Source organism: Klebsiella spallanzanii (genome assembly GCF_902158555.1).
GTDB lineage: Bacteria > Pseudomonadota > Gammaproteobacteria > Enterobacterales > Enterobacteriaceae > Klebsiella > Klebsiella spallanzanii.
Window position 1 is genome coordinate 64,713 of record NZ_CABGGS010000002.1, and the last position, 16,939, is coordinate 81,651.

Consider the following 16,939-nt stretch of genomic DNA (forward strand, 5'->3'; position numbering starts at 1 on the left):
TATTCATGCTGTTAGCGCAAATTTCCGATACCCATTTCCGCAGTCACGGCCAGAAGCTGTATGGATTTATTGACGTTAACGCCGCCAACGCCGACGTGGTGTCCCAGCTTAATGCCCTGCAGGAACGTCCGGACGCAGTGGTAGTGAGCGGTGATATCGTCAACTGCGGCCGCCCGGAAGAGTATCAGGTCGCTCGCCAGATCCTCGGCAGCCTGAACTATCCGCTGTATCTCATTCCCGGCAACCATGACGATAAAGCGCTGTTTCTGGAATACCTGCATCCGCTGTGCCCGCAGCTCGGTACCGACGCGCAAAACATGCATTACGCAGTAGATGACTTTGCCACTCGCCTGCTGTTTATTGACTCCAGCCGGGCGGGGACGTCGAAAGGCTGGCTGACCGACGAAACCATCAAATGGCTGGAAGCCCAGCTGTTTGACGGCGGCGATAAACCGGCGACGGTGTTTATGCATCATCCGCCGCTGCCGCTTGGCAACGCGCAGATGGACCCTATCGCCTGCGAAAACGGCCACCGTCTGCTGGGGCTGGTTGAACGCTTCCCGTCGCTGACGCGCATTTTCTGCGGCCATAACCATAGCCTGACCATGACGCAGTATCGCCAGGCCATCATCTCCACCATTCCGGGAACCGTCCACCAGGTACCTTATTTTCATGAAGATACCCGTCCGTATTACGACCTCTCCCCGGCGTCGTGCCTGATGCATCGCCAGGTGGGCGAACAGTGGGTGAGCTACCAGCATCCGCTGACCCACTACGCCGGACCGTGGATGTACGACGAAAATATCAGTTGCCCAACGGAAGATCGCTAATCGCCATGCTTAGTCTGCAAAACATCAGTAAACAGTTTGACGGAAAACCGGCCCTCAGCGCCCTGTCGCTGGATATTCACGATGGGGAATTCGTGGTGCTGGTAGGCCCGTCCGGCTGCGGTAAAAGCACGCTGTTGCGTCTGCTTGCCGGACTGGAGCCGGTCAGCGAGGGGGAGATCTGGCTGCATGATGAGAACATCACCGAAATGTCGCCCAGAGAGCGTAATTTCGCGATGATCTTCCAGAACTATGCCCTGTTTCCGCATCTGTCGGTACGCGACAACATCACCTTCGGCATGAAGGTGCGCAAAGAGGAGAAAACCAGCTGGCAGCCGCGGGTGGATAAAGTCGCGCAGATGCTGCAACTGGATAGCTTGCTGGAGCGCAAACCGGCGAAACTTTCCGGCGGCCAGCGGCAGCGGGTGGCGATGGCGCGGGCGATTGTGCGCAATCCGCGCCTGTTCCTGATGGATGAGCCGCTCTCCAACCTCGATGCCCGCCTGCGCAGCGAAGTGCGCGACAGCATTATGGACCTCCACCAGCAGCTCAAAACCAGCACCGTCTATGTAACTCACGACCAGACGGAAGCGATGTCGATGGCCGACCGTATTGTGGTGATGAACGGCGGCCACGTGCAGCAGGTCGGGCGACCGGAGTATCTCTACGCCAACCCGGCCAATCTGTTTGTTGCCGGGTTTATTGGCTCCCCGGCGATGAATCTGCTCTCACTGCCCTGTGCTGACGGCGAGGTACTGCTCGGCGAACAGCGTCATCCGCTGCCGCCGCGCTACCGCGAAGAGTCCCAGGTATGGTTAGGCATTCGTCCGGAACATATCAGCGATCGCGTGGAGGAAAGTCATTTGCGCCTGCCTGCCACCGTGCTGCAACGAGAACTGATGGGAGCAGATTATCTGCTTCATGTCAGCACCCCCATCGGCACTTTACGCTTTAGCCGCCGCCATCGCGGCGCGGTGCCGGAGAAAGGCGATTCGCTGCCCCTCGGCTTTTCGCCCGGTGATATTCATCTTTTTCATGCTGAGCAACAGCACAATTTACTGATGGAGACAGACCATGTTTAAACCCCTCACCGCTCTCGCGGTCGGGCTCAGCTTCGCCCTGAGCGGCGCGGCGCTGGCGAAAGAGAAGATCGATTTCATGTTTCCAGCGCCGGTGGACGGCAAGCTGACCATGGAGATGACCCGCGTCATTAAGCAATTCAACGAGTCGCAGCAGGACGTGGAAGTGCGCGGGATCTTTACCGGGAACTATGACACCACCAAGATCAAAGCCGAATCCGCGCAGAAGGCCGGGCAGCCGCCTGCGCTGGTGATTATGTCCGCCAACTTCACCACCGATCTGGCGCTGAAGGATGAGATCCTGCCGATGGACGAACTGTTCCAGTATGGCAATCAAAAAGCGGGAGATTTTCTGGTGAAGGAGTTCTGGCCTGCGATGCATAAAAACGCCCAGGTCATGGGCACCACCTATGCGATCCCTTTCCATAACTCGACGCCGATCCTCTATTACAACAAAACGATGTTCGATCAGGCCGGGCTCAAACAGCCGCCGCAAACCTGGGCCGAGCTGCTGGCAGATGCCAAAAAGCTGACCGACGAAAGCAAAGGCCAGTGGGGGATCATGCTGCCGTCGACTAACGATGATTATGGCGGCTGGATCTTCTCGGCGCTGGTTCGCGCCAACGGCGGTAAATACTTTAATGAAGATTATCCGGGCGAAGTGTATTACAACTCGCCGACCACCATCGGCGCCCTGCGCTTCTGGCAGAACCTGGTTTATAAAGACAAGGTAATGCCTTCCGGCGTGCTGAATTCGAAACAGATCAGCGCCAGCTTCTTCTCCGGCAAAGTCGGGATGGCGATGCTGAGTACCGGCGCGCTGGGCTTTATGCGCGAGAACAGCAAAGATTTTGAGCTGGGTGTGGCGATGCTACCGGCCAAAGAGCAGCGAGCAGTGCCAATCGGCGGTGCCAGCCTGGTGAGCTTTAAGGGCATCAACGATGCGCAGAAGAAAGCGGCGTATCAGTTCCTGACGTATCTGGTTAGTCCGCAGGTTAACGGTGCCTGGAGCCGCTTTACCGGTTACTTCTCGCCGCGCAAGGCCGCCTACGATACGCCGGAAATGAAAGCATATTTGCAGCAGGATCCGCGAGCGGCTATCGCCCTGGAGCAACTGAAGTATGCCCATCCGTGGTACTCCACCTGGGAGACCGTTGCCGTGCGTAAGGCGATGGAAAACCAGCTGGCCGCAGCGGTAAACGATGCAAAAGTCACCCCGGAAGCAGCCGTGCAGGCGGCGCAGAAGGAGGCCGATGCGCTGATGAAGCCGTATGTGGATAAGACCGCGCTGGCGGAAGTGAAGTAAGTCTTTCCCCTCACCCTAACCCTCTCCCCGATGGGGAGAGGGGACAGTTCAGCGCAGCTTATTCGGATCAGCGCGGTTGAGCATTTACGAAAGGATTCAGGATGTGAGACAGGAAAAAAAGCAGGCCATACGAAGTATGGCCTGTAAGTGAAACAACGATTAGATTCCTGCCGTTTCGCGGATATATTTACGTGCTTTTACTGCGTATTCGAATGGGTTAGCCAGCGCCGGATCCTGCTCTGCCTCAACCACCATCCAGCCTTTGTAGCCATGCTCGTCCAGCAGTTTGAACACCGGACGGAAATCAATCACGCCATCGCCCGGAACGGTGAAGGTGCCTTTCTTCACGCCATCGAGGAAAGAGAGCCCTTCGCGGCGCACCTGCTCGATCACCGGCGGACGCACATCTTTCAGGTGCACGTGGTTAATGCGCGGCAGATATTTTTTCAGGATCGCCAGCATCGGCTCCTCGCCGCCTTCGGAATACCAGGCGTGGCCGGTGTCGTACAGCAGGAAGACTTTGTCATCCACCAGCGACATAAACTTGTCGATCTCTTCTGTCGTCTGGATGCCGGTGCCCATATGGTGGTGCAGGCAGACCTGCATGCCTTTTTCTGCCGCCAGGCGACCAAGCGTGTTGTAGCCTTCCGCAACCTGTTGCCACTCTTGTTCGCTAAAGCACGGTTTCGCATTGCCAAGAATCGGTTTTTCCAGACCCTGGATGCTGCCGCTCTGCTCAGAACAGCCAATCACTTTTGCGCCCATCGCATGAAGAAAATTCATGTGATTGACGAATTCATCAATAGTTTTTTCCCGCTGCCCATTGGCAAAAAAGGTACTAAACCAGGCGTTGCAAATCTGAATACCGCGGATATCCAGCATCGGCTTGAGAACCGCCGGATCGCGTGGATATTTGCTGCCGACTTCACTACCGGTAAAGCCTGCCAGCGCCATTTCGCTGACGATTTGCTGGAAAGTATTTTCGCTGCCCAGCTCTGGCATGTCGTCGTTAGTCCAACCAATCGGGGCGATAGCCAGTTTCACGTTATCTTTGTTCATAGTAGGGGGCTCCTGCCGCTGCGCCTTATCGGCGCAGCAATTCACGTTCGATGAGTTCACGGGTTTCCACTGCCTGGTATTTCATTTTTTCCGGGTAGCCGAACAGCGAGGTGGCCACAATTGGCTCACCGCCGACCTTGAAGGTCTGCTCGGCAAATTTCATGTCGCGCAAGGTACGGAACAGCGCGTCGAAATCAACATCCCCTTCCCCGACGCCCACATGCTGGTGAACGACGGCATCCACTCCCGGCGGATTAACGATATAGCGGCAATGTTTTGTATGGTTGCGGGTATCAGCAATCAGCACATGAGAAAGATCGCTTCCCGCGTAGCGCAGCATCTTCTCAACGTCACCCACGCCTTTGTCATAGAAGAAGGTGTGCGGGACGCTGTAGACGTACTTAACGTTATCGCTGCGGAACGACTTAACAATATCGACGGTTTCGTTGTTCTCTTCGCAGAAGTCCCACGGATGCGCCTGGATTTCAACGCGGATACCTTCGCGTTCGAAAATCGGCAGCAGCTCTTCCATGGAGCGATAGAACATCTCATCGCAAATCTCTGGCTGGTTAGGATCGCCGGAGAACTCGGTGTTGATCACCTGTACACCCATTTCAACCGCAATTTCGATCAGTCGTTTCCAGTTTTTCACTGCCGCCTGACGGCGCAGCTCATCCGGACCGGACCAGCGATAAACACAGATAAATGAAGAGAGCTCCACGCCGGTTTCACGCAGCGCCTGCTTGTACTCAGCCATAATTTCCCGGCTGGCGCGCGGGTGCTTGTAGAACGGGTTGATCTGCGGATGCGGCGATTGCTCAATGTACTTGTAGCCCCACTCCGCCACCTGGTGAACCATTCGGGTAACCCCGAGGTCTTTAATTACATCAACATCAAAGGCAATTTTCATCGTCGTTACCTGTGCAAAGAAGTTCCGTCAGCAATCGCGCTTAGCGTTTGTAGAATGCCGGGCACTCAGGCAGCGTCACCTCAACCGGCTCGCTGGTTCCCTGCGCTTTAATACAGGCGTCGGCAGCCACGGATGCTGCATAGCCATCCCATGCCGATGGGCCGTGCAGCTCGCCCGCCTGAACATCATTGATGAAGGCCTGTAGCTCAACGTCATAGGCTTTAATAAAGCGATCTTTCCAGTCGACCAGAATGGCAGTCGACAGGTTAGCGGATTTACGCATCTGCACCGCTGACGGCTCAGGCAGGCGGGCAATACCAGTTTCCCCAACCACTTCACACTGGATATCGTAGCCGTACTGGCAGTTCACGAAGACTTCAACATCGATCAGGGTGCCTTTTTTCGTTTCAAACGACACGATCTGCGGATCTTTCAGGCGCGCATGGGTGTGCGAAGTAGAGCGCGGGAAGCGCACCTGCACGGAAACATAGTCGTCATTCAGCAGCCAGCGCAGAACGTCCAGCTCGTGAATCAGGGTGTTGGTGATCGCCATGTTGGTGACATAATCCTCACCTACCGACTGGTTGCGGTGCGCGCAGCGCAGCATCAGCGGTGCGCCGATATCGCCGTCATCGATCACTTTTTTCAGCGCCAGGTAGCCTTCGTCATAAGGGCGCATAAACCCAACCTGTACCAGGCGACGACCGGCTTTCATCTCTGCATCAACAATCCGGCGGCAGCCTTCTGCGCTCATCGCCAGCGGCTTCTCGCAGAACACTGGCTTACCGGCAGCAATGGCGGCCAGGGTGTACTCTTCGTGGGTTGGATCCCATGAAGTGACCAGAATGGCATCTACGTTGCTGGCCATAATCACATCATGACCGTCGGCATATACTTCTGCATGCACGCCCGGCAATGCAACCGCGGCCCGCGCGTTCTCTTCGTTGATATCCGAAACCGCCACTACCGTGGCTCCCTGCAGTACCTGAGTGCAGCGGCGGATATGTTCTTTACCGATAGCGCCGGCACCGATGACACCTAATTTGAGTGACATAGTTGGTTTTCTCCCGAGATTTGTAGGGTTCAGGGTTTGTGTTCTGTTTTAGTAATCCCGCGCCTGAGCGCGTTTTTCATTAATCATTTCGGCCACTTTGCGGATCCGCTCGGACAGTGCCGACTGCGCGACGCCGACGTTCCACCAGCTGCCGTATTTGTGCACCATGGTTTTCGGCAGCACTTTAATGTCGATCAGGGTGCTGACGGTTTCGCGGCGTGCGGCATCCAGCGCATGGCGTAGCTCATCGAGCGTCGTGACGCGCCAGGTTTTGCAGCCGTAGCCGGAAGCGACGGTGGCGAAATCTACCGGTACCAGGCCACCCTGCAGCTGGCCAGACTCGGCGCAGCGGAAGCGGAATTCGGTGCCGAAGCTGTCCATTCCATGTTCCATTTGCAGGTTGTTAATGCAGCCGTTAGCCATGTTGTCGAGCAGCACGATGTTGATCTTCGCGCGCTCCTGCAGGGAGGTCACCAGCTCGGAGTGCAGCATCATGAACGAGCCGTCGCCGACCAGTGAATAGACCTCACTTTGCGGCTGGGCTAACTTCACACCCAACGCGGCGCTGACTTCATAGCCCATGCAGGAATAGCCGTATTCCACGTGATAAGTGTTGGTTGCCCGGTTACGCCAGACGCGCTGCAGGTCTCCCGGCAGGCTTCCCGCCGCCGCCACAATCACCGCATCCGCCGGTAGCGTTTCATTTAACACGCCGAGAACGCTGCTTTGCGTCAGGGTTGAGTCGGTTATCTGGCGGAATTCGCGATACACCGATTCACGATCCAGATGGTCGTCAATTTCTGGTACAAAAGATTTTTCCTGCCACACCGCCTGGTAAACGCGCTGAGTCTCTTTCAACTGGCGGCTCTGTACGCTTTCGATCTGCTCGCCCCACGCGGCCTGCCAGGTATCGCCGGACAGGGCGTCATCCAGGGCATCAAGGGCTTCACGGGCATCCGCCAGCATCGGAATACCATCGAGCTTCCAGGCATCGAAGTTGCTGACGTTAATATTGAGGAAGCGCACGCCCGGATGCTGGAAAATCCATTTCGACGAGGTGGTGAAATCGCTGAAACGCGTGCCGAGGCCAATCACTAAATCCGCCTCTTTCGCCAGCAGGTTTGCCGCCAGGCAGCCAGTTTCCCCGACGCCGCCAACGTTAAACGGATGCGAAGAGACCACGCTACCCTTCCCGGCCTGAGTTTCGGCAAACGGAACGCCATAGCGTTCGGCAAAACGGGTCAACGCCTCGCCTGCACCGGAGTATTTCACCCCGCCGCCGCAGACAATCAGCGGCTTACGGCTGGCTTTAATCGCCGCAACCGCATCCGCCAACTGCGCGGCGCTGGCCGGGCGACGGTCAAGACGATGTACGCGACGGGTAAAGAAGGACTCTGGATAATCCCAGGCTTCGCCCTGGACGTCCTGCGGCAGACACAGGGTAACTGCACCGGTTTCCGCCGGATCGGTCAGCACGCGCATCGCGTTGATGCAGGCGCTCATCAGCTGTTCCGGGCGGGTAATGCGATCCCAGTATTTGCTCACTGCACGAAACGCGTCGTTGGTGGTAATGCTCAGGTCATGACTCTGTTCAATTTGCTGTAAAACAGGATCCGGCTGGCGAGTGGCGAACACATCGCCAGGCAGCAGCAGCAGAGGGATACGGTTGGCGGTAGCCGTTGCGGCAGCGGTAATCATGTTCGCCGCGCCGGGGCCGATAGAAGAGGTGCAGGCAATTATCTGACGGCGCAGGGACTGTCTGGCAAAACCGGTCGCGGCATGTGCCATCCCTTGCTCGTTACGCCCTTGATAGACCCGCATTTCACCGCTGTCTTGTTCCAGAGCTTGACCCAGCCCCAGAACGTTGCCGTGGCCAAAGATAGCAAAGATGCCTTTTACGAATTTATGCTCTTCGCCATCCACTTCCAGGTACTGGTTATCCAGGAACTTCACCAGCGCCTGCGCCATTGTCAGTCTCAGTTTGCCCATGTTGCCCAATCCTTATTGTTCAGTATTTGCGTGTGAGTTCCCGTTTGCCCTGCACAGCGATACAAGCGATGAGTCAGGGAAATCGTTAACGTCACTGGAATACTTTTGGATTATAGGCAAACATTTTTTTCATTAAATAGAAATACAGAAGAAATATTTCATTTTGCGAGAGGGATCAAACTCTCTATGCATTTCACCCGTTTCATTGGCATCCTGCATACGGGATGACGCTCAATTTACGAGGTTTTTTCTTTGATATCCCCTTAAAAATCATAGGTAAAGGAAGATACTGTACTCACCTCTGTTCTATTTTCAGTCACCGTGCAGGATCTTAGGCAGAATGAGGCTCAGCGCGGCATAGTGGTATATCCCTCACATTTTTGGTTTTTTAATTTCGATCTAGTTTGCAAATGAAATATTTATTTCTCAAACTAGGGGGTAACCAATAACCCTCAGGCTGTTTTCGGAGACGCTGTCGGCATTCCGACTCTTCCGTACAGCAGAAATGCAAAAGGAAACCCTAGCTATGAATGCAGCAGTAAAGCGACTCGATGTCATCTGTATTGGCCGGGTGGCAGTCGATCTCTATGCCCAGCAGATTGGCGCGAGGCTGGAAGATGTTGCCAGTTTTTCTAAATACCTGGGTGGCTCTTCCGGCAACGTCGCCTTCGGCACCGCCATTCAGGGATTAAAATCGGCGATGCTTGCCCGCGTGGGCGATGAACACAATGGCCGTTTTTTACGTGAAACGCTTAGCCGCGCCGGCGTCGATACGGAATACTTAATCACGGATAAGCAACGCCTGACGGCGTTAGTGATGCTGGGGATTAAAGATCAGGAGACATTCCCGCTGATTTTTTACCGCGATAACTGCGCCGATATGGCTTTATCGCCAGAAGACATTAAAGAAGAGTACATCGCATCTTCCCGGGCCCTGGCGGTAACCGGCACGCACCTTTCACACGCCAACACGCGTGAAGCGGTACTGAAAGCGCTGGAATATGCCCGCCGTCACGGCCTGCGTACCGCGCTGGATATCGACTATCGCCCGGTGCTCTGGGGGCTAACTTCTTTAGGCGATGGTGAAACGCGTTTCGTTGAGTCGGGCCAGGTGACCAGCCAGCTTCAGGAAGTCCTGCATCTGTTCGATTTAGTCGTCGGCACAGAAGAAGAGTTCCATATTGCTGGAGGCAGTACCGATACGCTGACCGCGTTGAAAAACGTGCGTAACGCCACGAAAGCAACGCTGGTTTGCAAACGCGGTCCGATGGGCTGTGTGGTACTGGAAGGCGCCATTCCTGACAGCTGGGATAGCGTACCGCTACAGCAAGGTGTGCGTGTAGAAGTGCTTAACGTACTGGGTGCTGGCGATGCCTTTATGTCCGGCCTGCTGCGCGGCTGGCTTAACGATGAAGGCTGGGAGCAGGCCTGTCGCTATGCTAACGCCTGCGGCGCGCTGGTCGTATCACGCCACGGCTGTGCGCCAGCGATGCCGACCAAAGTCGAACTTGATGACTACCTGTCGCGGGCAGAATCGGTCCCGCGTCCGGATATCGACGACCGCCTTAACCACCTCCATCGCGTCACCAGCCGCCGTCAGGCGTGGCCGGAGCTGTGCATCTTCGCCTTTGACCACCGTAAGCAGTTGTCGGATCTCGCTCAGGAAACCGGGCGTAATGAATCCTGCATTCCACAGCTGAAGCTATTGCTGCTGGCGGCTGCGGAAAGCGCAGCCAAAGAAGCCGGTCTTGATGGACGCAGCGGTATCCTCGCCGATGGCACCTACGGTCAAAGCTCGCTGAATGCCATCACCGGCAAGGGATGGTGGATCGGTCGGCCGATCGAAATGCCGAGCTCGCGCCCGCTGCGACTGGAGCATGGCAACATCGGTTCCCAGCTGATCGACTGGCCGCTGGAGCACGTGGTGAAATGCCTGGTCTTCTATCATCCGGCCGATCCGGCTGAGCTGCGCGCCGAGCAGGATGCGCTGCTGCTGGAAGTCTGGCAGGCGTGCAATAAATCCGGGCATGAGCTGCTGCTGGAAATCATCCTGCCGGAGAACGGCCCGGATAAAGATGAACGCCATTACCACGATATGCTGGAGCACTTCTATCAGCTCGGCATTCAGCCGGACTGGTGGAAGCTGCCGCCGCTATCTAGCGTTCAGTGGGAGAAAATCAGCAAGCTTATCGAACGCGAAGATAGCTGGTGCCGCGGGATCCTGATCCTCGGTCTGGACGCGCCATCAGATCGCCTGCGCGCCGGTTTTGCCGAAGCGGCGAAGCACCCGATGATCAAAGGCTTTGCCGTCGGTCGTACCATCTTTGGCCAGCCGTCGCGCCGCTGGATGCAGGGAGAACTGAGCGACGAGGCGCTGATTGACGAAGTGAAACGCAACTATCTCACGCTCATCGGCTACTGGCGCGAAGCCCGCGGCTGATTCTAACCCGACCCGCATCCTCTCCAGAAGATGCGGGCTTTTTTCTGGATCTTCGTGAAATGAATCGCGTATTTCACCGTAGTGAATGAAAAATTCGCTTCATTTGATACACTGGAAATTATATTCCTTCCATTTTCTCAGAGCGCAATCTATGGCCAATAATCCGACCCAACTTACCATCTTGCAGGATGAAATCAGGCGTCGCTACGACACGTTAAGCAAACGCCTGAAACAGGTAGCCCGTTATATTCTGGATAACAGTAATAGCGTGGCTTTTGACACCGTGGCCTCTATCGCGCAACAAGCTGACGTTCCCCCTTCCACGCTGATTCGCTTCGCTAATGCTTTCGGCTTTAGCGGTTTCAACGAAATGAAGCAGATGTTCAAGCAGCATCTGATGGAAGAGACGGCTAACTACACCGAGCGTGCGCGTCTGTTCCGCCAGACCACCACGGATGACGCGACCCCGCCGGAAACGCCGACCGAAATTCTTAATATGTTCACTATGGTCAATACGCAGGCGTTACAGCAATTGGCCATGCAGACCTCCGGCGACGAACTTCAGCGTGCGGTAGCGCTGCTGGCGGAAGCGGAGAATATCTACGTTATCGGCCTGCGCCGCTCTTTTAGCGTCGCCTCCTACCTGACCTATGCCTTGCGCCATCTGGACCGGAAGGCATTCCTTATTGATGGTTTGGGCGGTATGTTCACCGAGCAGTTAAGCCTGGTAGGACCGAAGGATGTGGTTGTCGCAGTGAGCTTCTCGCCTTATGCACGTGAAGTGGTTGAACTGGTTGAGCTGGGCGCGCAGCGCAAAGCCCGACAGATAGCCATTACCGACAGCCAGGTCAGCCCGCTTGCGGCCTTCAGCGACGTTTGCTTTGTGGTGCGCGAGGCGCAGGTTGATGGTTTCCGTTCGCAGGTGGCATCGCTGTGCCTGGCCCAGACGCTGGCGGTTTCTCTGGCGCTAAACAGCAGCAAAGATTCAGAAACAAAACAGCTGGCCTAGGTCTTTCGCCTTTTCCGGGGGCGGCGCGCTGCGCCTGCCCGGGCTACCAAACCTCGTTTTCACGGGTTCACGGGCTGACAAACAATGGATAAATTTAAGGCCGGTTAGCATCGCTAGCCGGCCTTTTTATCATTAATAGAGGTTAATCGTGGCGAGGATAATCAGGGCTGTTGATCCATGCGTGATCCTCTTCCCAGGTGAACATCCATTTGCGGTCCGGACCAGCCATCACGTTCAGATAGTAACTATCATAACCGGCAATCGCCGCTACCGGATGATAACCGCGTGGGACCATGACTACATCGTGGTTATAAGGCGCCATGCAAGCATCCAGGCTGCGGTCATCGGTATAGACGCGCTGGAACGCGAAGCCCTGCGGCGGATCGAAACGATGGTAGTAGGTCTCTTCCAACTGGGTTTCCTGTCCCGGCAGCGCCGTATCGTGCTTATGCGACGGCCATGAGCTGGTCGCGCCTTCACCGGTGTAAACCTCTACCACCAGCAGGCAATCTGCCTGCACGTTATCCGGCAGGATATTGTGCACCAGGCGCTGGTTGCGCCCTTTACCACGATGCTCCACGCCCACGTCCTGCGGGGAAATCACTCGCGCCGGAAGCGTTCCTTTCCCCGGCGCGCTGCATACCGCCAGTTCAAGATCGGAATCTGCCGTTACTTCGACTTTATCCTGCGGCGGTACGTAGACTGACCAGGGTGGCGTCCGCTCAAACGGCGACATTCGCTTGCCCAGGTTTGGAAAGTCTGCCTTCGTGGTTTTTACCGAAGCTAGCCCGGCAACCAGCACCAGGCACAGTTCGCGATCGCCGCTTTCCAGGGTAACGGTTTGCCCTTTCTTTAACATCCAGACATCAAAGCCAATATATTTCCACCCCGCGCTCTGCGGGGTGATGTGCTGGATCTGCCCTTCTTGTTTTGCTTTAGCCAGTAAAGACATGGCGCTCTCCTTCGCCGATTAGCCTAACGTCGGCATACTAAATTCAGATACGGTGTGCTGACCTTGCGGCCAGCGGACGGTGGCGGTTTTCATACGAGTATAGAAACGCACGCCATCCGGCCCATGCACGTTCAGTGCGCCAAATACGGAGCGTTTCCAGCCGCCAAAGCTATGGAAGGCCATTGGAACAGGTACCGGTACGTTGACCCCAACCATTCCGGCCTGGACATCATGTACAAATTCTCGAGCAGTGTGGCCATTACTGGTAAAGACGGCGCTACCGTTGCCGAACTCATGGCTGTTCACCAGCTCCAGCGCGCTGTGGTAATCCGCCACGCGGACAATCCCCAGCACCGGGCCAAAAATCTCTTCGCGCCAGATAGTCATCTCCGGCGTCACGTGGTCGAACAGCGTTCCGCCGACGTAGTACCCCTCTTCAAACCCGGAGACCTTCAGCTTACGTCCATCGACCACCAGCGTAGCCCCTTCGCTGGCGCCCTTATCGATATAGCCCAGCACTTTTTTCTGGTGAGTATCAGAAACGACCGGACCCATTTCGTTCTCTTCTTTGCCACGCATACAGCCTGGACCGACCTTCAGCGACTCCACCAGCGGTTTCAGGCGCGCAATCAGCTTATCTGCTGTTTCATCACCCACGGCCACCACCACCGGCAACGCCATGCAGCGCTCGCCCGCAGAACCGAACGCGCCGCCCATAATGGCATTGACGGTGGCATCAAGATCGGCGTCTGGCATAACAATCGCGTGGTTTTTCGCGGCGCCGAATGCCTGAACTCGCTTACCATAAGCGCTGGCGGTTTTATAAATATGCTCTGCGACGCCGGAAGAGCCCACAAAGCTTACCGCCGCGATACGCGGGTCTCTGTAGAGCTGTTCAGCATCTTCATTACTACAATGCACCACGTTAAAAACGCCATCCGGCAGGCCTGCTTCTTTCAGCAGTTCAGCCATACGCACTGCGGCAGTAGGCGCCAGCGCGGGCGGCTTGAGGACAAAGCTGTTCCCGCAGGCCAGCGCCAGCGGGAACATCCACATCGGCACCATCGCCGGGAAGTTAAACGGCGTAATTCCCGCCACCACGCCCAGCGGCTGCATCAGCGAATAGCTGTCAACGCCGGTACCGACATCCGATGAGAATTCCCCTTTGATCAGATGCGGAATGCCGCAGGCAAACTCAACGACTTCCATGCCGCGGGTCAGCTCACCCAGCGCGTCAGAAAAGACTTTACCGTGTTCGCTGACGATAATCCCCGCCAGTTCTTCAGCATGCTGTTCAAGTAACATTTTAAAATTGAACATCACGCGGGCGCGACGCAGCGGCGTGGTACGTGACCAGCCTTCAAAAGCATCGCGTGCAACCTGAATCGCGTCAGACACTTCCTGCGCGGTCGATAGCGTGACTTCGCGGACCACTTTGCCCGTCGCGGGGTCGAAAACCGGCATCGTATTGTTGCTGGCGCTGGTAACGGTTTTCCCGCCAATAAAGTTTCCTGTGATAGTCATGCTCTCGCCTCATATGTATGGGGTATCGGGGGCCAACGCAGTACGGCCCATTACTGGATCTGCTGTGCTATAACCGTAGTAAAATGAAATTAATATTTCAATATTGAGTGATAATGAAATTCCATTTTGGTGATGACGGTCGCAATTTCTTGTAAGAAAATGTCGTCTCACGGGTTAAATCACTACCGGAAGAGATTAGACGTAGCGCCTTCTACAACCTGCTGCAATATAAGCGCAGCAGAAAACTATTTTGCGAGTCAGCTCAAAAATACGCCATTTCATACATTGCTAATTTTGGAATAAATGTTTTGACTATAGAGCAATCGAACGAACCCGATCCCTACGTTTCAGGAGAGTCAAAATGGCTATTGCATCGCAACGTTTCTGCATCAACCGCAAGATCGCCCCTTCACTCAGTATTGAAGCCTTCTTTCGGCTGGTGAACAGCCTTGGACTAAACAAAGTCGAGCTACGTAACGACCTCCCCAGTGGAAAAGTGACCGACGACCTGAGCCACCAGCAGGTTCGCGAACTGGCTGATCGCTACCATATTGAGATCCTTACCATCAACGCGGTCTACCCTTTCAACTGCCGTACCGAAGAGGTTCGCAACCTGACTGAGTCGCTGCTAAAAGAAGCGAAAGGCGTCGGCGCGAAATCGCTGGTACTGTGTCCGCTGAATGACGGCACTACGGTGCCGGCAAGCGAGACCCTCAGCGCGCTGCGCGACCTGGCGCCGCTATTTGCCTTTTACGGCGTTCAGGGACTGGTTGAGCCGCTCGGCTTCCCGCAAAGTTCACTGCGCTCCTCAGCGCAGGCGCAAACGCTGATCCACGACGCACGGGTGCCGTTTAAATTGCTGATTGATACCTTCCATCATCATCTCTACCCGCAGGCAGATGAGGAATTTACCCAAGTGGATGTCGGCGAAATCGGTCTGGTACATCTTTCCGGCGTAGAGGATACCCGCCCACGCGAAACGCTTACCGATAACGAGCGCATTATGCTGACAGCAAAAGACCAGCTGCAAAGCTGCGAGCAGGTCAAAAACCTGGAAGCACGCGGCTATCAGGGCGTTTATGCCTTCGAGCCCTTCTCGCCGGAGCTGGCAAACTGGAGTGAGGACGATATCCGCCGTGAAATTGAGCAGAGCATCGCATTAATTCAGCGCCACTGCGCCTGAAGCGAGTAGACACCGGCGTGCGTGATTTCCCCCCCGTTTGCGGTCAGGTTGCCTATACTCGCAGCAGGATAAATGGAGAAATCGATGATGAGTTCACCTCTGCTGATTGCACGCACGCTGGAGAAACAGCTGCATTTATTACCCGCCATGGCCAATCGCCACGGTCTGATTACCGGCGCGACCGGGACCGGTAAAACCGTCACTCTACAAAAGCTGGCAGAGTCTTTTTCGGAAATCGGCGTTCCGGTATTTATGGCTGATGTGAAGGGCGATCTCACCGGTATCGCTGAATCAGGGCAAAGTTCGGAAAAACTGCGTGCGCGGCTGGAAAAAATCGGCGCAACGGACTGGGCGCCGCACGCCAACCCGGTGGTACTCTGGGATATCTTTGGCGAAAAAGGCCACCCGGTTCGCGCTACGGTTTCCGATCTCGGACCACTGCTATTGTCCCGCCTGCTTAACCTCAATGAGGTTCAGTCCGGCGTGCTGAATATCATCTTTCGCATTGCCGACGACCGCGGGCTGCTGCTGCTCGACTTTAAAGATCTGCGCGCTATCACCCAATATATTGGCGACAACGCCAAAGCGTTTCAGAGCCAATACGGCAATATCAGCAGCGCCTCCGTTGGCGCTATTCAACGCGGATTGCTCACTCTGGAGCAGCAGGGCGCGGAGCACTTTTTCGGCGAGCCGATGCTCGATATTCAGGACTGGATGCGTGTTGATGCCAGTGGCAAAGGAGTGATTAATATCCTCAGCGCCGAGAAGCTCTACCAGATGCCGAAGCTCTATGCCGCCAGCCTGCTGTGGATGCTCTCAGAGCTTTACGAACGTCTGCCGGAAGCAGGCGATCGTGAAAAGCCAAAACTGGTCTTTTTCTTTGATGAAGCCCATCTGCTATTTAACGATGCGCCGCAGGTGCTACTGGATAAAATCGAGCAGGTTATCCGCCTGATTCGCTCTAAAGCCGTCGGCGTTTATTTTGTTTCGCAAAACCCGGCGGACATTCCCGATGCGGTACTCGGTCAGTTGGGAAACCGCGTGCAGCATGCCCTGCGCGCCTTCACGCCGAAAGATCAGAAAGCGGTAAAAACGGCCGCGCAGACTATGCGCGCTAACCCGGCATTCAGTACCGAACAGGCGATTCAGGAGCTGGGAACCGGCGAGGCGCTTATCTCCTTCCTTGACGAAAAAGGTAGCCCATCGGTAGTGGAACGCGCAATGGTTATCGCCCCCTGCTCGCGAATGGGGCCGGTTACCGACGATGAACGTAACGGACTGATTAACCACTCGGCGCTGTACGGTAAGTATGAAGAAGAGATCGACCGGGAATCGGCCTTTGAAATGCTGCAAAAAGGCGTACAGGCGACGACTGAAAAGCAAGAATCACCGCCAGCAAAAGGGCAGCAAAATAGCGATGACGACGGCCTGATTGGCGGGCTAAAAGACATTCTGTTCGGTACCACCGGGCCGCGCGGCGGTAAGCACGATGGCATCGTGCAAACGGCAGCAAAGAGCGCGGTGCGTCAGGTCACTAACCAGATAATCAGGGGAATGCTGGGAAGCTTACTTGGCGGGCGAAAACGATAAAAAATGCCCCCTTTCTG

At 55.7% G+C, this 16,939-nt stretch carries 13 protein-coding genes; 7 read left to right on the plus strand and 6 right to left on the minus strand.

The window, feature by feature from the left end; genetic code table 11:
• The first annotated feature begins 5 nt into the window (after positions 1-5).
• From FN082_RS03835 to FN082_RS03845, 3 genes are read left to right on the plus strand one after another with little or no spacing between them, the layout of a single operon-like run.
• The gene (locus FN082_RS03835; RefSeq protein WP_139541037.1) at positions 6-830 is read left to right on the plus strand and encodes a phosphodiesterase; all 825 of its coding nucleotides are present in this window, start codon (positions 6-8) and stop codon (positions 828-830) included.
• 5 nt (positions 831-835) lie between these two features.
• Positions 836-1,909 (plus strand): ABC transporter ATP-binding protein, encoded by a 1,074-nt coding sequence (locus FN082_RS03840; protein ID WP_139541036.1) that lies wholly within the window; start codon positions 836-838, stop codon positions 1,907-1,909.
• Positions 1,902-3,212, plus strand: coding sequence for an ABC transporter substrate-binding protein (locus tag FN082_RS03845; protein WP_142981182.1), 1,311 nt, complete (start codon positions 1,902-1,904; stop codon positions 3,210-3,212). The genes FN082_RS03840 and FN082_RS03845 overlap by 8 nt, the downstream gene beginning before the upstream one ends.
• 159 nt (positions 3,213-3,371) lie before the next feature.
• Here the strand turns inward: FN082_RS03845 and iolE are convergent, their stop codons facing one another.
• From iolE to iolD, 4 genes are read right to left on the minus strand one after another with little or no spacing between them, the layout of a single operon-like run.
• The gene (iolE, locus tag FN082_RS03850) at positions 3,372-4,271 is read right to left on the minus strand and encodes a myo-inosose-2 dehydratase (protein ID WP_139541034.1); all 900 of its coding nucleotides are present in this window, start codon (positions 4,269-4,271) and stop codon (positions 3,372-3,374) included.
• A 25-nt stretch (positions 4,272-4,296) separates the two neighbouring features.
• Positions 4,297-5,181 (minus strand): sugar phosphate isomerase/epimerase family protein, encoded by an 885-nt coding sequence (locus FN082_RS03855; protein ID WP_110276622.1) that lies wholly within the window; start codon positions 5,179-5,181, stop codon positions 4,297-4,299.
• 40 nt (positions 5,182-5,221) lie between these two features.
• Positions 5,222-6,235, minus strand: coding sequence for a Gfo/Idh/MocA family protein (locus FN082_RS03860; protein ID WP_139541033.1), 1,014 nt, complete (start codon positions 6,233-6,235; stop codon positions 5,222-5,224).
• Positions 6,236-6,283: 48 nt separating this feature from the next.
• A complete protein-coding gene (gene iolD / locus FN082_RS03865; protein WP_139541032.1) occupies positions 6,284-8,224 on the minus strand; it encodes a 3D-(3,5/4)-trihydroxycyclohexane-1,2-dione acylhydrolase (decyclizing) in 1,941 nt (646 codons plus the stop codon).
• Between the two features lie 526 nt (positions 8,225-8,750).
• Here iolD and FN082_RS03870 point away from each other — a divergent pair.
• Together FN082_RS03870 and FN082_RS03875 are read left to right on the plus strand one after the other, a co-directional pair.
• Positions 8,751-10,664, plus strand: coding sequence for a bifunctional 5-dehydro-2-deoxygluconokinase/5-dehydro-2-deoxyphosphogluconate aldolase (locus FN082_RS03870; protein WP_139541031.1), 1,914 nt, complete (start codon positions 8,751-8,753; stop codon positions 10,662-10,664).
• A gap of 151 nt (positions 10,665-10,815) precedes the next feature.
• Positions 10,816-11,673: a MurR/RpiR family transcriptional regulator gene (locus FN082_RS03875; RefSeq protein WP_139541030.1), complete on the plus strand. Its 858-nt coding sequence runs from the start codon at positions 10,816-10,818 to the stop codon at positions 11,671-11,673.
• A 142-nt stretch (positions 11,674-11,815) separates the two neighbouring features.
• Here the strand turns inward: FN082_RS03875 and iolB are convergent, their stop codons facing one another.
• Together iolB and FN082_RS03885 are read right to left on the minus strand one after the other, a co-directional pair.
• Positions 11,816-12,625 (minus strand): 5-deoxy-glucuronate isomerase, encoded by an 810-nt coding sequence (gene iolB, locus FN082_RS03880; RefSeq protein ID WP_142981183.1) that lies wholly within the window; start codon positions 12,623-12,625, stop codon positions 11,816-11,818.
• Positions 12,626-12,643: 18 nt separating this feature from the next.
• Positions 12,644-14,149 (minus strand): CoA-acylating methylmalonate-semialdehyde dehydrogenase, encoded by a 1,506-nt coding sequence (locus FN082_RS03885; protein WP_139541028.1) that lies wholly within the window; start codon positions 14,147-14,149, stop codon positions 12,644-12,646.
• A 361-nt stretch (positions 14,150-14,510) separates the two neighbouring features.
• Here FN082_RS03885 and FN082_RS03890 point away from each other — a divergent pair, with 361 nt between their 5' ends.
• Together FN082_RS03890 and FN082_RS03895 are read left to right on the plus strand one after the other, a co-directional pair.
• On the plus strand, positions 14,511-15,332 hold the full coding sequence (locus tag FN082_RS03890) for a TIM barrel protein (protein ID WP_139541027.1): 822 nt from the start codon (positions 14,511-14,513) through the stop codon (positions 15,330-15,332).
• Between the two features lie 87 nt (positions 15,333-15,419).
• A complete protein-coding gene (locus FN082_RS03895) occupies positions 15,420-16,922 on the plus strand; it encodes a helicase HerA-like C-terminal domain-containing protein (protein WP_139541074.1) in 1,503 nt (500 codons plus the stop codon).
• Positions 16,923-16,939: the final 17 nt, after the last annotated feature.

Coding starts and splice junctions, on each gene's coding strand:
- FN082_RS03835 (WP_139541037.1), top strand. CDS start 6: ATGCTGTTAGCGCAAATTTCCGATACCCATTTCCGCAGTCACGGCCAG.
- FN082_RS03840 (WP_139541036.1), top strand. CDS start 836: ATGCTTAGTCTGCAAAACATCAGTAAACAGTTTGACGGAAAACCGGCC.
- FN082_RS03845 (WP_142981182.1), top strand. CDS start 1,902: ATGTTTAAACCCCTCACCGCTCTCGCGGTCGGGCTCAGCTTCGCCCTG.
- iolE (WP_139541034.1), bottom strand. CDS start 4,271: ATGAACAAAGATAACGTGAAACTGGCTATCGCCCCGATTGGTTGGACT.
- FN082_RS03855 (WP_110276622.1), bottom strand. CDS start 5,181: ATGAAAATTGCCTTTGATGTTGATGTAATTAAAGACCTCGGGGTTACC.
- FN082_RS03860 (WP_139541033.1), bottom strand. CDS start 6,235: ATGTCACTCAAATTAGGTGTCATCGGTGCCGGCGCTATCGGTAAAGAA.
- iolD (WP_139541032.1), bottom strand. CDS start 8,224: ATGGGCAAACTGAGACTGACAATGGCGCAGGCGCTGGTGAAGTTCCTG.
- FN082_RS03870 (WP_139541031.1), top strand. CDS start 8,751: ATGAATGCAGCAGTAAAGCGACTCGATGTCATCTGTATTGGCCGGGTG.
- FN082_RS03875 (WP_139541030.1), top strand. CDS start 10,816: ATGGCCAATAATCCGACCCAACTTACCATCTTGCAGGATGAAATCAGG.
- iolB (WP_142981183.1), bottom strand. CDS start 12,625: ATGTCTTTACTGGCTAAAGCAAAACAAGAAGGGCAGATCCAGCACATC.
- FN082_RS03885 (WP_139541028.1), bottom strand. CDS start 14,149: ATGACTATCACAGGAAACTTTATTGGCGGGAAAACCGTTACCAGCGCC.
- FN082_RS03890 (WP_139541027.1), top strand. CDS start 14,511: ATGGCTATTGCATCGCAACGTTTCTGCATCAACCGCAAGATCGCCCCT.
- FN082_RS03895 (WP_139541074.1), top strand. CDS start 15,420: ATGAGTTCACCTCTGCTGATTGCACGCACGCTGGAGAAACAGCTGCAT.